A 14,207-nucleotide genomic window follows, 5' to 3' on the forward strand; every position below is an offset into this window, starting at 1 on the left:
CGATGTTGTGAGGGCGTATGCGGTTTTGGATACACCGGCGATATGCCCCAACTCGTAGCATCGGTCTCACCATGCGCGTGTTGGTCGTCGAGGACGAGCCCTACCTGGCCGAAGCCATCCGCGATGGACTGCGCCTGGAGGCGATTGCGGCCGACCTTGCCGGGGACGGCGACACAGCCTTGGAGCTGTTGAGCACCAACGCCTATGACATCGCCGTCCTCGACCGCGACATCCCGGGTCCGTCCGGCGACGAGGTGGCCAGACGCATAGTCGCCTCCGGCACCGGCACACCAATCCTCATGCTCACCGCCGCGGACCGGCTCGACGACCTGGCCACCGGCTTCGGGCTCGGTGCCGACGACTACCTCACCAAGCCGTTCGAGCTCCGCGAGCTGGTGCTCAGGCTGAGGGCGCTGGACCGCCGGCGGGCGCAGAACAGGCCACCGGTGCTGGAGATCGCCGGCATCCGGCTCGACCCGTTCCGCCGCGAGGTCCACCGCGACGGTCGGTACGTCGCCCTCACCCGGAAGCAGTTCGCCGTGCTCGACGTGCTCGTCGCCGCAGAGGGCGGGGTCGTGAGCGCCGAGAAGCTCCTCGAGCGGGCGTGGGACGAGAACGCCGACCCGTTCACCAATGCCGTCCGCATCACGGTCTCGGCGCTGCGCAAGAGACTCGGCGAGCCGTGGGTCATCGTCACGGTGCCAGGCGTCGGCTACCGCATCGGTCCCGGGCCCACCGCTCTCGGTGGCAGTGTCGAGGGTGGCGTAGCCGACGGTGCAACAGTCGACGGTGGCGGAGCCGGCCGTGGCGGAGCCGACGGTGGCGGAGCCGGCCGTGGCGGAGCCGACGGTGGCGGAGCCGGCCGTGGCGGAGCCGGCCGTGGATAGGGCGCCCGGCCTGAGTGTCCGCCTCAAGCTCACCCTCAGCTATGCCGGGTTCATCATGGTCGCTGGCGCCCTGCTGCTGGCGACTGTGTGGGTGTTCCTGCTCCGGTACGTGCCCACTAGCGCGACGTTCGGACCCGGCCCCTTCAGCCCTACCCGGCGGGACCTCCTGGACGCTTTCGTACCCAGGGCGGGTCAGGCACTGGTGTTCCTTCTCGTGTTCGGCCTCGTCGGCGGGTGGTTCCTCGCCGGACGCATGCTCGCTCCGCTGGCCAGGATCACCGATGCCACTCGCTACGTCGGCACCGGCTCGCTCTCCCACCGGATCCGCCTCGAAGGACGCAGCGACGAGTTCCGCGAGCTCGCCGACGCCTTCGACACGATGCTGGCGCGGCTCGAAGCACGGGTCGCGGAGCAGCAGCGGTTCGCGGCCAACGCCTCCCACGAGCTGCGCACCCCGCTCGCCGTCACCCAGACCCTGCTCGACGTGGCGCGCAAGGACCCCGACGTCGACCACCGCGAGCTCGTCGACCGCCTGCGAGCCGTCAACACCCGGGCGATCGACCTCACCGAAGCCCTGCTCACCCTGAGTCGCGCCGACCAGCGGGCCTTCACCCCGGTGCCCGTCGACCTGTCGCTCCTCGCCGAGGACGCCGCGGAGACGCTCCTTCCCATGGCAGAGAAGCGCGGTGTCACGATCGAGACCTCAGGCGCCGCGACCCCGACCGTCGGGTCGCCCACCCTCTTGCAGCAGATGACGACCAACCTCGTCCACAACGCGGTCGTCCACAACGCGGCCGAAGGCGGCACCGTCTGGGTCACGACCAGCGCGCCCTCGGGCAGCGCCGTGCTCACCGTCGAGAACACCGGCACCCGCCTGACCCCAGCCCTCGTCGCCACCCTCGTCGAGCCGTTCCAGCGCGGGACCGGTCGCGCGCGCACCGACCACGCCGGCATCGGTCTCGGCCTGGCCATCGTCGACAGCATCATCCGAGCGCACGGCGGGACCCTCACCCTCGCCTCGCGTCCCGCCGGGGGGCTCGGCGTCACGGTGCACCTGCCGGGGGCACCCGTACTGGACCCATGAGTGCGGCCATCCTCCCTGGTGGAAGGGATGCCGCAGCCATGGGTCCAGGCTGACGGATGCAGATGGTCCGGCGGTGTCCCGAAGGTCCGTCCTCACCCTCGGTGCGGGCTCACTGGCGCGGCGTGCCGCTTACGGCTCTTCGCCACCACCGGCGAGGAAGCCCCGGTGACCATTGCAGGAGTCGCCCGGCTGGAAGCCGGAAGCCTTGAGGTCGGCCGGAGTGGCACCCGCGGCACGCTCTGCCTGCTGGACGTGTCCCCAGTTCTGGGGCGGTGCCCCGCCGGGCCCGGGGAAGCCGGCGCCGTCGCCGTCCTCCAGTCCCGAGAAGGCGCAGATTGAGTGGGCGTGGGCCGAACCGAGGCCTTCGCCCCCGGCTGGCTTGCCATTGCCGGTGATCTCGCCGGCACTCGCCGACGACAGTCCAACCAGTACAAGAGCTCCGGCAACGGCCGGGACGACGACAAGACGCTTGAGACGCATGGATGCTCCTTGGAGGCTCGCGGTTGGCCAACGCTGGAGGCGTGGTGGAACGACGCTAGGGTCTGCGTCCGCTGGACGCCTCCGCTCGGATGGCTAGGACATGTGCGGGGTACTCGGGGAGCCAGCTCGACCGGACCTCAGGCGGCACCCGCGGAGCTCGCGTGTTGACGTCGGGGATGGCCACGGCCCCGTCCGGCGCACAGTCGCCGGGCCGAAGACCTCGATCGCGCCCTGGGCTCGAACCAGCGGCCGTTGCCGAGGTTGACACCGGTCACCGACAGGTCGACCTTGGGGTGATCTGCGAGAGCCCAGCCTGAGGAGGGTGTCATGGCCAGCTCGATCTTCGCCAGGATCGGCACGATCAAGGGCGAGTCCCGCGATGCCAAGCACAAGGACGAGATCGAGGTCCTGTCCTGGTCGTGGGGCCTGGCCCAGTCCGGCAGCTCCGGTCAGGGCGGTGGGGGCGGTGCCGGGAAGGTGAGCTTCCACGAGTTCACCTTCACCCACCACGTGGACAAGGCCTCGCCGCTGCTGATGAAGGTGTGCGCCACGGGTGAGCACCTCAAGGATGCGACGATCACCCTCCGCAAGGCAGGCAAAGGGCAGCAGGAGTACCTCGTCATCACGATGACCGACCTCCTCGTGACCAGCGTCGCCACGAGCGTCAGCGCCGAGGGTGACGCGACCATCGAGAGCGTCGGGCTCGCGTTCGCAAAGGTCGACCTCGAGTACAAGCCGCAGAAACCGGATGGGTCGCTGGACGCCGGAGTCCACTTCACGTACGACCTGAAGACGCGCAAGGTCGGCTAGTTGGGCCGTCGTGGCGAGCAGGTCCGCTACATCAGCTCTGCGAGCCTGGCCAGCCCGGGGCCGGTGTGCGTCGCCAGCCGTTCGCGGACCTCGTCCAGGGCGGCCGACTCGGGATAGCCGGGTGGGGTGCGCGCAGGGTTCAGCGACACTCCCGCTGACCACTCCTGGATGTCGGGCTCGGCCGAGAAGGTCAGGGTGTTGCGGGTGCCCAAGACGTTCATGCTCGCCCACTCCGACAGCGAGTTGCCGTACTGCGACGGCGCGCAGACCCGGTTCTTCTCGTCGTCGTCATGGCGGGTCGCCTCGACATAGCCGGTCAGGGCCGCGGCGAAGGACGGGAAGCCGGCCCGGACCGTCTGGAGCGTGATCGCCTCGGGGCTCCAGACCGGAGTCGTTCCAGGCGTCCGCAGGCCGTCCGCTGCACAGTGCACGACGACGGCGTCCGGTGCGACGGCGACCGAGCCGTCGGCGAAGTTGAGCCTTCCCTTGTCGACGGTCTGGAGGTGCCCGCGTCGGACGACGTTCTCGAGGGTGCGCAGCTGGTCGAGCTCCCAAGTGGCGAGGGTGGGTGCCTTGGCCATCGTGGGCGTGACCGTGCGGTCGATCCGGAGCATGATGTCGAGCGCCTCGAGCCGCAGGAACAGCTCGTCGAGCGAGGGCGTGTCCCGCGCTGCCTTCATCAGGTCGGCGACCATGCCCAGGAAGATCGCGGGATCGGGCTGGATCATCGCCCGGTTGAGCATCCACGGGTCGCGGGGCCGCACCCAGCAGATCGCATCCGGGTCCACGCCACGCGAGAGCAGCCAGATGCACGTGTCGGTCGCGGTCTTGCCCGACCCCACGACGACGTACTGGCTCGGCGCCTCCTCGAGTCGCGCGAGGTGGTTGACCGGCACCACCCGGGCGTCCTTCGCCACACCGAACGGTGCCGCCGTCTCCGCAGGGATGCTCGGGGACAGGTAGTGCGCGTTGACGACCCGGCACCCCGGGCGCACCTCGAAACGGTCGCCCGAGATGCGCGAGACGAAGGTGCGGTCGCCGGCATACTCACTGTTGGGGAAGAACTCCACGCGTCCGCTCTCCACCAGGCGCTCGAGGACCCGGGCGTAGTACGCGCAGATCTCGGGCTGGGAGGCCCGCTCCTGCAGGCCCTTCTCCGGTCCGCGCTGCTGCAGCTGGCCGTCGCCGAGCAGGGTGGAGGCGACACCGTAGAACACCGAGGACTGGTGCAGCCGAACGAAGGGGTAGGCCTCCAGCCAGTGCCCGCTCACCCCGTGACGGCGGTCGACCAGGGCAACGCGGACGTCGGCATGGTCGATGAGGGTGTCGGTGAACCCCATCCCCATGGCGCCAGCCCCCACGACGAGGTAGTCGGCTTCGACGGTGCGCGTCACGAATCCACGCTGTCACCTTCCGGGCGGCGCGTCCATGGGTTCGGCTGCAGCCGCTGCACGCGGCCGGAATCGGTTGCCCACCAAGGCACTAGTCTCGGCAGGTGAGGATCCAGGAGCTCGACTGGGGCGACACCCCATGGGGTGCGATCAGCCTTCGCCAGCGGTGGGACCGCATCACCGAGCGCGATGTCTACGAAGTCAAGCTCGGGGACGACTTCCTCATGTCCAGCCAGTTCACCACCGGCGAGCAGGAGCTCTCGAGGATCGGCCTCGCGGCCGCGACGGGGACGTCGCTGACGGTCCTGGTGGGCGGCCTCGGCCTCGGCTACACCGCGCTGGCTGCCCTCGAGGACGACCGGGTCACCGAGCTCACCGTGGTCGAGGCCCTGGAGATCGTCCACTCGTGGCACGAGCGCGACCTGCTGCCCGATACCGTTGGCCTGGCAGCGGATTCGCGCGTGCGGCTGGTGCTCGACGACTTCTTCGACGTGGTGCGTTCAGGTCGCGCCGACCGCACCTACGACGCCGTCCTGGTGGACATCGACCATGCACCCGACTGGCTGTTGCGCGACGACCACGGCGACCTCTACACGGTCGAGGGCTTCGCGCGGGTCGGCGCGATGCTGGCCGACGACGGGGTGTTCGCCCTGTGGTCCGACGAGCCGCCCGAGCCCGAGGTGGTGCGGCGGATGGGCGAGGCCTTCGAGCATGCCGACGCCCACGTGGTGCCGTTCCCCAACCCGCTCACGGGCGGCGAGTCGGCCAACACCGTCTACCTGGCTGTCCGTCCGCGTCGCTGAACATTCCCGGGGATACCGGCCGTGCTGCGGCTTCGCGACCGTTGGCTATCACGTCAGGGTCAGGTGCAGGTCACGCCCGAGGATGCCGGCCAGCCGTGCCGCCTCCGCTTCGATGGCGGCATCAGGTCGGTGCCCCTCGTCGAGCCAGCTGACCGTGAGCTCGTCACCCTTGCGCGCCCACGTCCCACACACCACCCCTCCGACGATGACCGGGTTGGCCTTGCGGGTCACCGGTTCCCGTCGGGACGTCGGCGTGACGTGGACGTCCTTGGTCCCTGGACCGATCACCCACTGGTCGTGCCCGGGAAGCAGCCGGACCGCCTCCGATGGCTCTGCGGACTGCAGTGCGTCGACGTCCTCGCGCAGGACGTATGCCGTGCTGCCCTCGACATCGACCGCCACCAGCCGGTCTCCGAGTCCCGCGACCCAGCCGCCCAGCCGTTTGCGGCCCGCGCTCAGGCCATTACCGAGCCAGTAGTGGACATGGTCGACGGTCGCCGGACCGTAGGTCCGGAAGTACGCGGCAACAGCCCGCGGGCCCGCGTCCTCGAGGTCAGGTATGCCGCGCCAGCGTGGGTTGGTGTCGAGACGCTGGAACGTCGCCACTCCGTCGCGTGGCGGACCGAAGCTCATGTCGCCCTGCCAGGTGAGCGGCTTGACCAGCGTGCCGGCACCCTCGTCGAAGACGGCCTTCAGGTGCCGGTAGGCGCGGTGCCCCGCGAGCACCTCGCCGAGCTCGGCAACGGTCAGGGGTCCCTCGCTCAGGGCAGCGCGTACCGCGGCCCGGAAGTCGGGCCAGTCAGCCGCAGTGAGCCGGTAGTAGTCCACCCAGCTCGGAAGCTCCCACTGCCGGCCTGCCGACCTGAGGGCGAGGTAGCTGCCGCCGTCCTCCGGGGACAGGTAGTGCATCGAACCGCGGAACGCGAACACCTTGATGACGGCCCCGTCGACCAGCGCCTGCGCGAGCTCGCCCGGACGGGAGGTCGAGCGGCGGGTCCGGACAGCCAGCTCGGCGAGCGACTCGTCCATCGACAACACGGCGCCCAGTCGGCGGACGACGCCGGCCACCGACTCGGATCCCACGGGGGCGAGCAGCTGCCGCTCCATCCGCCAGGCCAGCGCCTGGGCCCAGGTCACCGAGATCTCCGTCGACGTACTCATGTCGGCAGACTCGCACGGGTTGCGGACGAACGACGTCCTGTTGGCCGACGTCGTCCGAGCTCAGAAGCAAGCGGGGTGAAGGTGTCGCCGGTGGCTTCGTGCAGGATGCTGTGGTGATGTCCGGACCGCCTCAGCAGCCGTCGTTCGACGGGGCTCCTGACGCCGCGCCATCGCGCGTCGACATCGAGGTCGCAGAGCGACTGCGCGAGGAACGGGACGAGGTCCGCGCTCGACTCGCCAGCATGACCAGGGATCTCGAGGCCCTCTTCGCCGCGTCGGCTGACTCCAACGCCGATGACGAGCACGATCCCGAGGGTCAGACGATCGCCTACGAACGGTCCCAGCTCTCGGCGCTCATCCGGGTGGCTCAGGAACACCTCGCCGGTATCGAGGCCGCCACTGCTCGACTGCACCAGGGCAGCTACGGGATCTGCGAGGTGTGCCACCAGCCGATCGCCCCTGCCCGGCTGGAGGCCAGGCCGACGGCGCGGACCTGTGTGCGTCACACCGCACCCGCCAGGCGGTGAACGGGTCTGCGGGGAACGGGTCCGGGCCGGCGGATCACTGGCGCAGGGCGTAGACGTACGCGTGCACCACCCTCCTGCTCCCGAGCCTGACGGGGGCCAGCACCCTGTCGTAGCCATCGCCCTCGAAGAGGTCGAGACGCTCCCAGTGCTCACCCAGCTCCTCGGACCTGAACAGCAGTCCGTCGACCTCTGGCTCGTCGTCGTCGAGGACGATGGCAGGGAAGCCCGCCGCGGCGCCCCACCCCTCGGGCAGGAGCCTGCCCCTGACCGTCCCCGGCTCCCAGGTGCCGGGCACGCCCTCCAGGACATGCGCGTTGGACCGGCCCGGCGCGAGCGTTCCGTAGACGAAGAGCCGATGCGTCATCCAGGTGCCTCCTCTTCCGAGCATCCGTCCACCGGTTTGCCTCCAGCCGCCACCGTTTTGCCTCCAGCCTCCACAGTTTGGCTCCAACGGTAGGCCGCCGCGTGGCCCGCCGCGTTGCTAGGTTCGCTCCAGGTGCAGACCGGCTGACGGAGGGGACGCAATGCAGCAGGAGCACGAACGTGAGCTGGCCCACGACACGGGCCCGGCGGTCGCGGCACGCAGGCTGACCGTCCCCGTCCCCGGCAACCGGGTCCGCCTCGTCCTCGCCAGCGCGCTCATGCTGTTCGTCGAGCTGGCCCTGATCCGGTGGACGTCGTCCAACAACCTCTACCTCGTCCACATGACCAACTTCGTGTTGCTGGCCAGCTTCCTCGGCATCGGGCTCGGCTTCCTGCGGGGCAGAGCTGGCCACGACCTCTTCCCGTTTGGGCCGGTCCTCCTCGCCGTGCTGATCGCGTTCGTCCTGGTGTTCCCGGTCCGAACGGGAACAGGCCGCGGCGGCCAGTGGCAGCTGGTGGGGCTCTTCGACTGGGCGCCCCTGCCACGCTGGCTCAGCCTGGCCGTGATCTTCGTGCTCACCGCGGCGACGCTGATGGCGCTCGCTCAGGAGGTGGCCCGGACCTTCAGCACCTTCGAACCGCTCGAGGCCTACCGGCTCGACGTGATGGGCAGCCTGGCCGGCATCGTGACCTTCGCGGCGTTGTCGTTCCTCCGGCTCCCACCACTCGGCTGGGGCCTGGTCGGCGCCGCCGTGTTCGTGGTCCTCCTTGGCCGTCGGCTGCGGATGGTGCGGCGGCTGCCGGTCCTGGCCCTCGGCGCCCTCGTGCTGATGCTGGGAGCCGAGTCGGTCGTCGGGTCCTTCCAGTGGTCGCCCTACTACAAGATCCACACCACACAGCTCTCCGGCGGGCTCTTCCGGGTCGAGGTCAACAACACTCCGCTCCAGACCGCCCTCCCGGTGTCCGACATCCGCCGCGACTCGCCCTTCTACCTGTACCCGTACACCTACGCCGGTTCGCGCGACGACGTGCTCGTCATCGGGGCGGGCACCGGCAACGACGTGGCCGTGGCGCTCGCCCAGGGCGCCAAGCGGGTCGACGCCGTGGAGATCGACCCGGCCATCATGCAGCTCGGTCGCGACCACCATCCCGACCGGCCGTACTCCGACCCGCGCGTGACGACCCACGTCGACGACGGCCGGGCGTTCATGGAGCGCACCGACCGGCGCTACGACCTCATCCTGCTCGCGCTGCCAGACTCGGCGACCATCGTCACCGGCCAGTCGGCGCTGCGACTGGAGAACTACCTCTTCACCACCCAGGCTCTCACCCAGGCCCGTTCTCTCCTCAAGCCCGACGGCACGTTCGCCATGTACAACTACTACGAGCCGTGGCTGCTCGACCGCTACGCCAACACCGTCCGCACCGTCTACGACGCGGCGCCGTGTGTGCAGCTCGGCCCCAGCTACGGTCCGCGCCAGCAAGCGGTCCTCACCCTCCGCAAGGACGCCAGCACCGGTGGGTGCACGACGACGTGGACGCCGCGGACCACCGCCCTCGAGCCCTCCGTCGACGACCGCCCGTTCCCCTACCTCGGGTCCCGCACGATCCCGTCCTTCTACCTCTGGATGCTCGGCCTGGTGCTGCTTGCGTCCGTCGTGGCGGTGCGTTCGGTCGCAGGACCGCTGCGCACCATGCGCCCCTATGCCGACCTGTTCTTCATGGGCACAGCGTTCCTGCTGCTGGAGACCAAGAACGTCGTCCAGTTCGCACTGCTCTTCGGCACCACCTGGGCGGTGAACGCAGCCGTCTTCGCCGGCGTGCTGCTCAGCGTCCTCGCCGCGATCGAGGTGGCCCGCCGCGTCACCATCGGTCGCCCGATCCTCCTGTATGCCGCGTTGCTCGCCGCCCTCGCGGCCGCCTGGCTGATCCCGCAGGATGCCTTGCTCGACCTCTCCTTGGTGCCACGGTTCCTGGCCGGCGTGACCATCGCCTTCGCGCCGATCTTCATCGCCAACCTGCTCTTCGCCGTGCGGTTCAAGGGCGTCGGCTCGAGCACGGTCGCCTTCGGGGCGAACCTGCTGGGCGCCATGGTGGGCGGTGCCTTGGAGTACCTCGCACTCATCTTCGGCTTCAACGCGCTGCTCGTCGTGGTCGCGGCGCTGTACGGGCTGGCGCTGCTCACCGGGCGCAGGCACCTGGTCGTCTCCAGCACCTGAGGCCCTCCCGCCGGGCGGACGGACACCGCGCCGACGGGGTGGGCGCTCAGGCCTCGGGGGTGTCCAGACCCTTGGCGATGGCGAAGCGCACCAGCTCGATCCGGTTGTGCAGCTGCAGCTTGCCGAGGGTGTTCTGCACGTGGTTCTGCACGGTCCGGTGCGAGATGAACAGGTCGGACCCGATCTCCTTGTAGGACATGCCGGTCGCGACGAGCTTGAGCACCTCGGTCTCGCGCTCGGTCAGCTCGGGGATGGGCCGCGACGGGTCGGTCTGCGGCTGGGTCGACATCTTGCGGAACTCTCCCAGCACCAGACCAGCAAGCCCCGGCGTGAACACCGCGTCGCCCCGCGCGGTCGCGTGGACCGCGGCGACGATCTCCTCGCGGGACGCGGACTTCACGAGGTAGCCGGTGGCTCCCGCCTTCACCGCCTCCAGGACGTCCTGCTGCTCCCCCGACGCCGACAGGACCAGCACCCGGGTGGCCAGGGAGCCCAGCGCGGCGCACACCTCGTGGCCCCGCATGCCCGGCAGGTTGAGGTCGAGGACGAGCACGTCCGGCCGGGTGGCCTTGGTGCGGTTCACCGCAGCAGGTCCGTCGTCCGCCGTGGCCAGCACGGTCATGCCGGCCTCGGCGAGGTCGCGCGCCACGGCGTCCCGCCACAACGGGTGGTCGTCCGCGACCACCACGCTCACTGGTGCCGCATCCGGAGTCCCGGCTTCGATCTCGGTCTCGTGCTCGGTCATCGCACTCCTTGGTTGTCGCGTCCGCCATCCTTCGGCGCCCGCATCCGCACGGTCACCCCGGCACCCTCCCGGCCCGAGTACTCGGCCGTCCCGCCCAGGTCGCTCAGCCGGCCCCGGATGCTCGACGAGGCGCCCAGCCGCCCAGCGGCAGCGGCCTCGTCGAGGCGGCCAGCCGGCATACCCACGCCGTTGTCACGCACGGTCAGGGCGACCTCGCCGCCCTCGTCCTCGACGAGGACCCACGCCTGAGCCGCCTCACCCGCGTGCAGCCGCACGTTGTCCAGCGCCGCCCCCACCGCTGCCACGAGCTCACCGGCCACCCGTGGCGGCACGAGCACCGGGTCGGCCGGGGCCACCAGGTGCACCCGTCCCCCGGCGAACCTCCCGAGCTGCTGGCGCAAGTCGAGGTCGCCGGTCACGGTGGCTTCGGTGTCGGCCGACGAGGTGCCGCTGACGAGGGCGCGCAGCAGTCGCTCCTGGTCAGCCGCCATGCCCCCGAGCTCAGCAGCCTCGCCGCCCAGCTGGGTGCCGCGGCGGTTGATGAAGGCCAGGGTCTGCAGGACGCCGTCGTGCACGGTGCGGGCCAGCCGCTCGCGTTCGCGCACCTGCGCCTCCAGCGCCAGCGCCTCGCGCAGCTTGGCGTGGCCCTCCCGGGCCAGGTCGCAGGCGTAGCCGATCAGGGTGCCGATGAGCACCAGCAGCACGATGTTGTTGACCGTGTTGGGCGTTGCCTTGCCGACCTCGACCACGTCGACGATGCCGATGAAGACGGCGGCCAGCAGGCCACCCTTGCGGCCGAACAGCACCGCCGCCGACACGACGCCGGCCGCTGGCCAGATGGTGGGAAGGGTGCGTGACCCCTCCTCGATGGCCGTGGCTGTGTCGACCAGGAGAGTGGCCATGATCGCGGCGGCGCCGAGCAGCAGCTCGACCACGACCAGCCAGAGCCGCCGCCGCCGGTAGAAGACCAGGAAGACGGTCCAGACACCGAGCAGGCCGAGCACCGCCCAGCCGAGGGCGGGTCGCGCCAGGTCGTGCGGACGGTCCGCGAGGGAGTAGGCGGCATACGCCAGCGCAATCGGGCGGAAGGCGTCGATGCCCTTCCAGAAGGCCGACACGACTTCGGGCTGGGAGTCCGGTGCCGCGATGGCCCGGCGCGCGGACAGGCTCAGGTGCCGCGCCACTGCGAAGGTGCCCTCAGCTCGCCGCGCGGGCGCCCGGGGGGACCTCACCGGACGCGTCCCCGGCGTCGACGCGGACACCCTCCTCGACCACGACCTGTCCGCGGTCGAGCGAACGGTCGTCGTCGTCGCTCTCGGTGTCCTCGTCGATGTCACCGGCGGCGTCGTCGACGCTGGGGCGCACCTTGAGGGCGGTCTCGTCGTCGCCGGCGTCGAGGGCCTCCTCGAGCTCCTTGGCGGCCGAGCCCGGCAGGGCAGCCTCCTGGAGCTCGCGGGCCTTGGTCTTGGCAGCGGCGAGGATGCGGTCCTTCATCGACGTGGCGTACATGTCGACGTACTCCTGGCCGGACAGCAGCATCAGCTCGTACATGATCTCGTCGGTGATCGAACGCAGGACGAAGCGGTCGTCCTCCATGCCCTCGTAGCGAGAGAAGTCCAGCGGCTTGCCGATCTTGACGCCGATCCGGATCAGCTTGGGGATCTTGGTGCCGGTCGGCTGGGCCTTGTCGGTGCCGATCATCGCGACGGGCAGCACCTTGACGTGACCCTCGAGGGCCATCCGGGCGACGCCGGTGCGACCGCGGTACAGCCGGCCGTCGGGGCTGCGGGTGCCCTCGGGGTAGATGCCGAGCAGCTCGTCGCGGCGCAGCACCTTCAGGCCCGAGCGCAGCGCCGCCTCACCGGCGCGACCGCCGGACCGGTCCACCGGGAGCTGACCGACGCCGCGGAAGAATGCTGCCGTCATCCGGCCCTTGATGCCTCGCCCGGTGAAGTAGTCCGACTTCGCCAGGAAGGTCATCCGGCGCGGGATCACCAGCGGGAGGAAGATCGAGTCCGAGAAGGACAGGTGGTTGCTCGCGAAGATGGCCGCGCCGTCGTCGGGAATGTTCTCCTCGCCCTCGACCCACGGGCGAAAGAGCAGCTTGAGGATCGGGCCAAGAACGACCGTCTTGAGCACCCAGTAGAACACCAGCACACCTCCGAAGTGACGCGGTGAACTCTACGGTACCCAAGGGGCTGTCGTGGCCCGTGCGAGAATGCGCCACCCCCAGATCTGTTCAAGTGTTCAGTGCGTTCAAGTATCTGATCAAGCACCCGTCTGTTTCGGCACCCGCCCCAGGAGTCCCCCTTGTCCGTGCTGCCCGGCGCTGAGCCCTACTCCCACGACGGATCCGACACCGGAGTCCTGCTGGTCCACGGCTTCACGGGCACGCCGCAGAGCATGCGTCCGTGGGGTGAGCACCTCGTCGAGCGGGGCTACACGGTCCGCGTGCCTCGGCTGCCCGGGCACGGGACCACGTGGCAGGAGATGAACCGGACCCGCTGGGACGACTGGTATGCGGTCGTCGACGCCGCGTTCCGCGAGCTGCACGAACGCTGTGCCCGGGTCTTCGTCGGTGGGCTCTCGATGGGTGGGGCGCTCGCCCTCGCCCTCGCGCAGGAGCACGGCCCGCGCGTCTCCGGACTGGTCCTGGTCAACCCGGCCGTGAAGTTCGAGGACTGGCGGGTCCGGCTGGTCCCGGTCCTCAAGTACGTCATGCCCAGCGCGGCCGCCATCGCCAGCGACATCAAGAAGCCCGGAGTCGTCGAGCTCGCCTACGACCGGTCGCCGGTGCACGCCGCGCACTCCCAGTTCACGGCGTGGAAGAACGTCATCCGCGACCTGCCCGAGGTGACCCAGCCGGTGCTCCTGCTGCACTCGCCGGAGGACCACGTGGTGCCGGCGTCGAGCTCCGAGCTGGTCCTTGCCCGCATCTCCAGCGAGGACTCCACCGAGATCCTGCTCCACGACAGCTACCACGTGGCTACCCTCGACAACGATGCGCCACGTATCTTTGAGGAGTCGGTGCAGTTCATCGAGCGACTGAGCTAGTCCGAGTCCGCCCGAAGCTCGTCCGAGCTTCGGCGGGGGCTGGTCCGAGCCAGCCACTCGATCAAGACCAAGGGGCATTCCATGAGCGACCGCGACGTCGACGCCGAGTTCGCGGACATCATCGCGCGCTGGGACGAGGTTGCCTCGCTCCCCGACGCCCCGGAGTCCACCGCCTCAGGCAGTGGGGCCGACACGGACCTGGACGCTGGCTCGGAGACCCGCGCGGGCAACGACAGCGCCGACGGTCCCCCGTCCGAGGGCTCCGGATCGCGCGCCACCGGGGTCAACCCGCCGTTGCAGCCGCGCACCAACCCGCCGCCCACCCGGCCGTTCGTGGTGTGGCGCGGTGCCGAGCAGCCCGACCCCGCCGAGGCCGAGCAGGTTCCCGACCCGGTCGAGCTAAGGGACCTGCGGGACGAGGACGACGACGAGCACTTCCAGCCCGGACCGACCGCCCCGCTCCCGCCACAGGAGGACCTGCAGTTCTGGGGGATCATCGTCGGCCTCGTCGCCGGACCCCTGGTGCTGCTCTGGCTGGTGCTGTTCCGCCCCAACGTCAGTGACTGGTGGACGCTCGGTGCCCTGGGGTTGACCGTCATGGGGTTCGTCCTGCTCGTGATGCGCCAGCCGCACGACCGCAACGAGGACGACCCCGACAACGGCGCCCGGGTCTAGCCGGTCCA

The 14,207-nt window shown here is 70.2% G+C and carries 14 protein-coding genes and 1 pseudogene; 8 read left to right on the forward strand and 7 right to left on the reverse strand.

The window, feature by feature from the left end; translation table 11 throughout:
* Positions 1-71 precede the first annotated feature (71 nt).
* Both EAH86_RS07890 and EAH86_RS07895 read left to right on the forward strand, forming a co-directional pair.
* Positions 72-764: pseudogene (locus EAH86_RS07890) on the forward strand (response regulator transcription factor); the annotation flags it as partial.
* Positions 765-879: 115 nt separating this feature from the next.
* Complete coding sequence (locus EAH86_RS07895) at positions 880-1,971, forward strand: sensor histidine kinase (protein ID WP_140739038.1); 1,092 nt, start codon at positions 880-882, stop codon at positions 1,969-1,971.
* Positions 1,972-2,100: 129 nt separating this feature from the next.
* Here EAH86_RS07895 and EAH86_RS07900 read toward each other — a convergent pair whose 3' ends face one another.
* The gene (locus EAH86_RS07900) at positions 2,101-2,451 is read right to left on the reverse strand and encodes a hypothetical protein (protein WP_140738595.1); all 351 of its coding nucleotides are present in this window, start codon (positions 2,449-2,451) and stop codon (positions 2,101-2,103) included.
* 327 nt (positions 2,452-2,778) lie between these two features.
* On the opposite strand from EAH86_RS07900, the gene EAH86_RS07905 reads away from it, so the two are divergent.
* Positions 2,779-3,261: an Hcp family type VI secretion system effector gene (locus EAH86_RS07905; RefSeq protein ID WP_140738598.1), complete on the forward strand. Its 483-nt coding sequence runs from the start codon at positions 2,779-2,781 to the stop codon at positions 3,259-3,261.
* A 26-nt stretch (positions 3,262-3,287) separates the two neighbouring features.
* Here the strand turns inward: EAH86_RS07905 and EAH86_RS07910 are convergent, their stop codons facing one another.
* The gene (locus tag EAH86_RS07910; RefSeq protein ID WP_140738601.1) at positions 3,288-4,655 is read right to left on the reverse strand and encodes a pyridine nucleotide-disulfide oxidoreductase; all 1,368 of its coding nucleotides are present in this window, start codon (positions 4,653-4,655) and stop codon (positions 3,288-3,290) included.
* 101 nt (positions 4,656-4,756) lie between these two features.
* Here EAH86_RS07910 and EAH86_RS07915 point away from each other — a divergent pair, with 101 nt between their 5' ends.
* The gene (locus EAH86_RS07915; RefSeq protein WP_140738604.1) at positions 4,757-5,455 is read left to right on the forward strand and encodes a spermidine synthase; all 699 of its coding nucleotides are present in this window, start codon (positions 4,757-4,759) and stop codon (positions 5,453-5,455) included.
* Positions 5,456-5,503: 48 nt separating this feature from the next.
* On the opposite strand, the gene EAH86_RS07920 is transcribed toward EAH86_RS07915, so the two are convergent.
* On the reverse strand, positions 5,504-6,616 hold the full coding sequence (locus tag EAH86_RS07920; protein WP_140738607.1) for a winged helix DNA-binding domain-containing protein: 1,113 nt from the start codon (positions 6,614-6,616) through the stop codon (positions 5,504-5,506).
* Between the two features lie 116 nt (positions 6,617-6,732).
* On the opposite strand from EAH86_RS07920, the gene EAH86_RS07925 reads away from it, so the two are divergent.
* The gene (locus EAH86_RS07925; protein WP_140738610.1) at positions 6,733-7,143 is read left to right on the forward strand and encodes a TraR/DksA family transcriptional regulator; all 411 of its coding nucleotides are present in this window, start codon (positions 6,733-6,735) and stop codon (positions 7,141-7,143) included.
* 34 nt (positions 7,144-7,177) lie between these two features.
* On the opposite strand, the gene EAH86_RS07930 is transcribed toward EAH86_RS07925, so the two are convergent.
* Positions 7,178-7,507 carry a gamma-glutamylcyclotransferase family protein gene (locus EAH86_RS07930; RefSeq protein ID WP_140738613.1) on the reverse strand — a complete coding sequence of 110 codons (330 nt, stop codon included), beginning with the start codon at positions 7,505-7,507 and terminating at the stop codon, positions 7,178-7,180.
* A gap of 160 nt (positions 7,508-7,667) precedes the next feature.
* Between EAH86_RS07930 and EAH86_RS07935 the strand changes: the two genes are divergently transcribed.
* Positions 7,668-9,725 carry a methyltransferase domain-containing protein gene (locus EAH86_RS07935; RefSeq protein ID WP_140738616.1) on the forward strand — a complete coding sequence of 686 codons (2,058 nt, stop codon included), beginning with the start codon at positions 7,668-7,670 and terminating at the stop codon, positions 9,723-9,725.
* Between the two features lie 46 nt (positions 9,726-9,771).
* Here EAH86_RS07935 and EAH86_RS07940 read toward each other — a convergent pair whose 3' ends face one another.
* Genes EAH86_RS07940 through EAH86_RS07950 form a run of 3 tightly spaced genes read right to left on the reverse strand, consistent with a single transcriptional unit; the run spans position 9,772 to position 12,621 of the window.
* Complete coding sequence (locus tag EAH86_RS07940; RefSeq protein ID WP_140738619.1) at positions 9,772-10,470, reverse strand: response regulator; 699 nt, start codon at positions 10,468-10,470, stop codon at positions 9,772-9,774.
* The gene (gene macS / locus EAH86_RS07945) at positions 10,467-11,702 is read right to left on the reverse strand and encodes a MacS family sensor histidine kinase (RefSeq protein WP_206665766.1); all 1,236 of its coding nucleotides are present in this window, start codon (positions 11,700-11,702) and stop codon (positions 10,467-10,469) included. The genes EAH86_RS07940 and macS overlap by 4 nt, the downstream gene beginning before the upstream one ends.
* Positions 11,668-12,621: a lysophospholipid acyltransferase family protein gene (locus tag EAH86_RS07950; protein ID WP_194150753.1), complete on the reverse strand. Its 954-nt coding sequence runs from the start codon at positions 12,619-12,621 to the stop codon at positions 11,668-11,670. The genes macS and EAH86_RS07950 overlap by 35 nt, the downstream gene beginning before the upstream one ends.
* Positions 12,622-12,786: 165 nt before the next feature.
* On the opposite strand from EAH86_RS07950, the gene EAH86_RS07955 reads away from it, so the two are divergent.
* Together EAH86_RS07955 and EAH86_RS07960 are read left to right on the forward strand one after the other, a co-directional pair.
* Positions 12,787-13,524 (forward strand): alpha/beta hydrolase, encoded by a 738-nt coding sequence (locus tag EAH86_RS07955; protein WP_241668284.1) that lies wholly within the window; start codon positions 12,787-12,789, stop codon positions 13,522-13,524.
* Positions 13,525-13,605: 81 nt separating this feature from the next.
* Positions 13,606-14,199, forward strand: a complete 594-nt coding sequence (locus tag EAH86_RS07960; RefSeq protein ID WP_140738625.1) for a hypothetical protein — start codon at positions 13,606-13,608, stop codon at positions 14,197-14,199.
* The last annotated feature ends 8 nt before the right edge of the window (positions 14,200-14,207 follow it).

The sequence above is a fragment of the Pedococcus bigeumensis genome (genome assembly GCF_006438965.1).
Taxonomy (GTDB): Bacteria; Actinomycetota; Actinomycetes; order Actinomycetales; family Dermatophilaceae; genus Pedococcus; species Pedococcus bigeumensis_A.

What these genes read in the sequence shown, in the direction of transcription:
- EAH86_RS07900 (WP_140738595.1), bottom strand. Translation starts at nt 2,451, where the DNA reads ATGCGTCTCAAGCGTCTTGTCGTCGTCCCGGCCGTTGCCGGAGCTCTT.
- EAH86_RS07905 (WP_140738598.1), top strand. Translation starts at nt 2,779, where the DNA reads ATGGCCAGCTCGATCTTCGCCAGGATCGGCACGATCAAGGGCGAGTCC.
- EAH86_RS07920 (WP_140738607.1), bottom strand. Translation starts at nt 6,616, where the DNA reads ATGAGTACGTCGACGGAGATCTCGGTGACCTGGGCCCAGGCGCTGGCC.
- EAH86_RS07925 (WP_140738610.1), top strand. Translation starts at nt 6,733, where the DNA reads ATGTCCGGACCGCCTCAGCAGCCGTCGTTCGACGGGGCTCCTGACGCC.
- EAH86_RS07930 (WP_140738613.1), bottom strand. Translation starts at nt 7,507, where the DNA reads ATGACGCATCGGCTCTTCGTCTACGGAACGCTCGCGCCGGGCCGGTCC.
- EAH86_RS07935 (WP_140738616.1), top strand. Translation starts at nt 7,668, where the DNA reads ATGCAGCAGGAGCACGAACGTGAGCTGGCCCACGACACGGGCCCGGCG.
- EAH86_RS07940 (WP_140738619.1), bottom strand. Translation starts at nt 10,470, where the DNA reads ATGACCGAGCACGAGACCGAGATCGAAGCCGGGACTCCGGATGCGGCA.
- EAH86_RS07960 (WP_140738625.1), top strand. Translation starts at nt 13,606, where the DNA reads ATGAGCGACCGCGACGTCGACGCCGAGTTCGCGGACATCATCGCGCGC.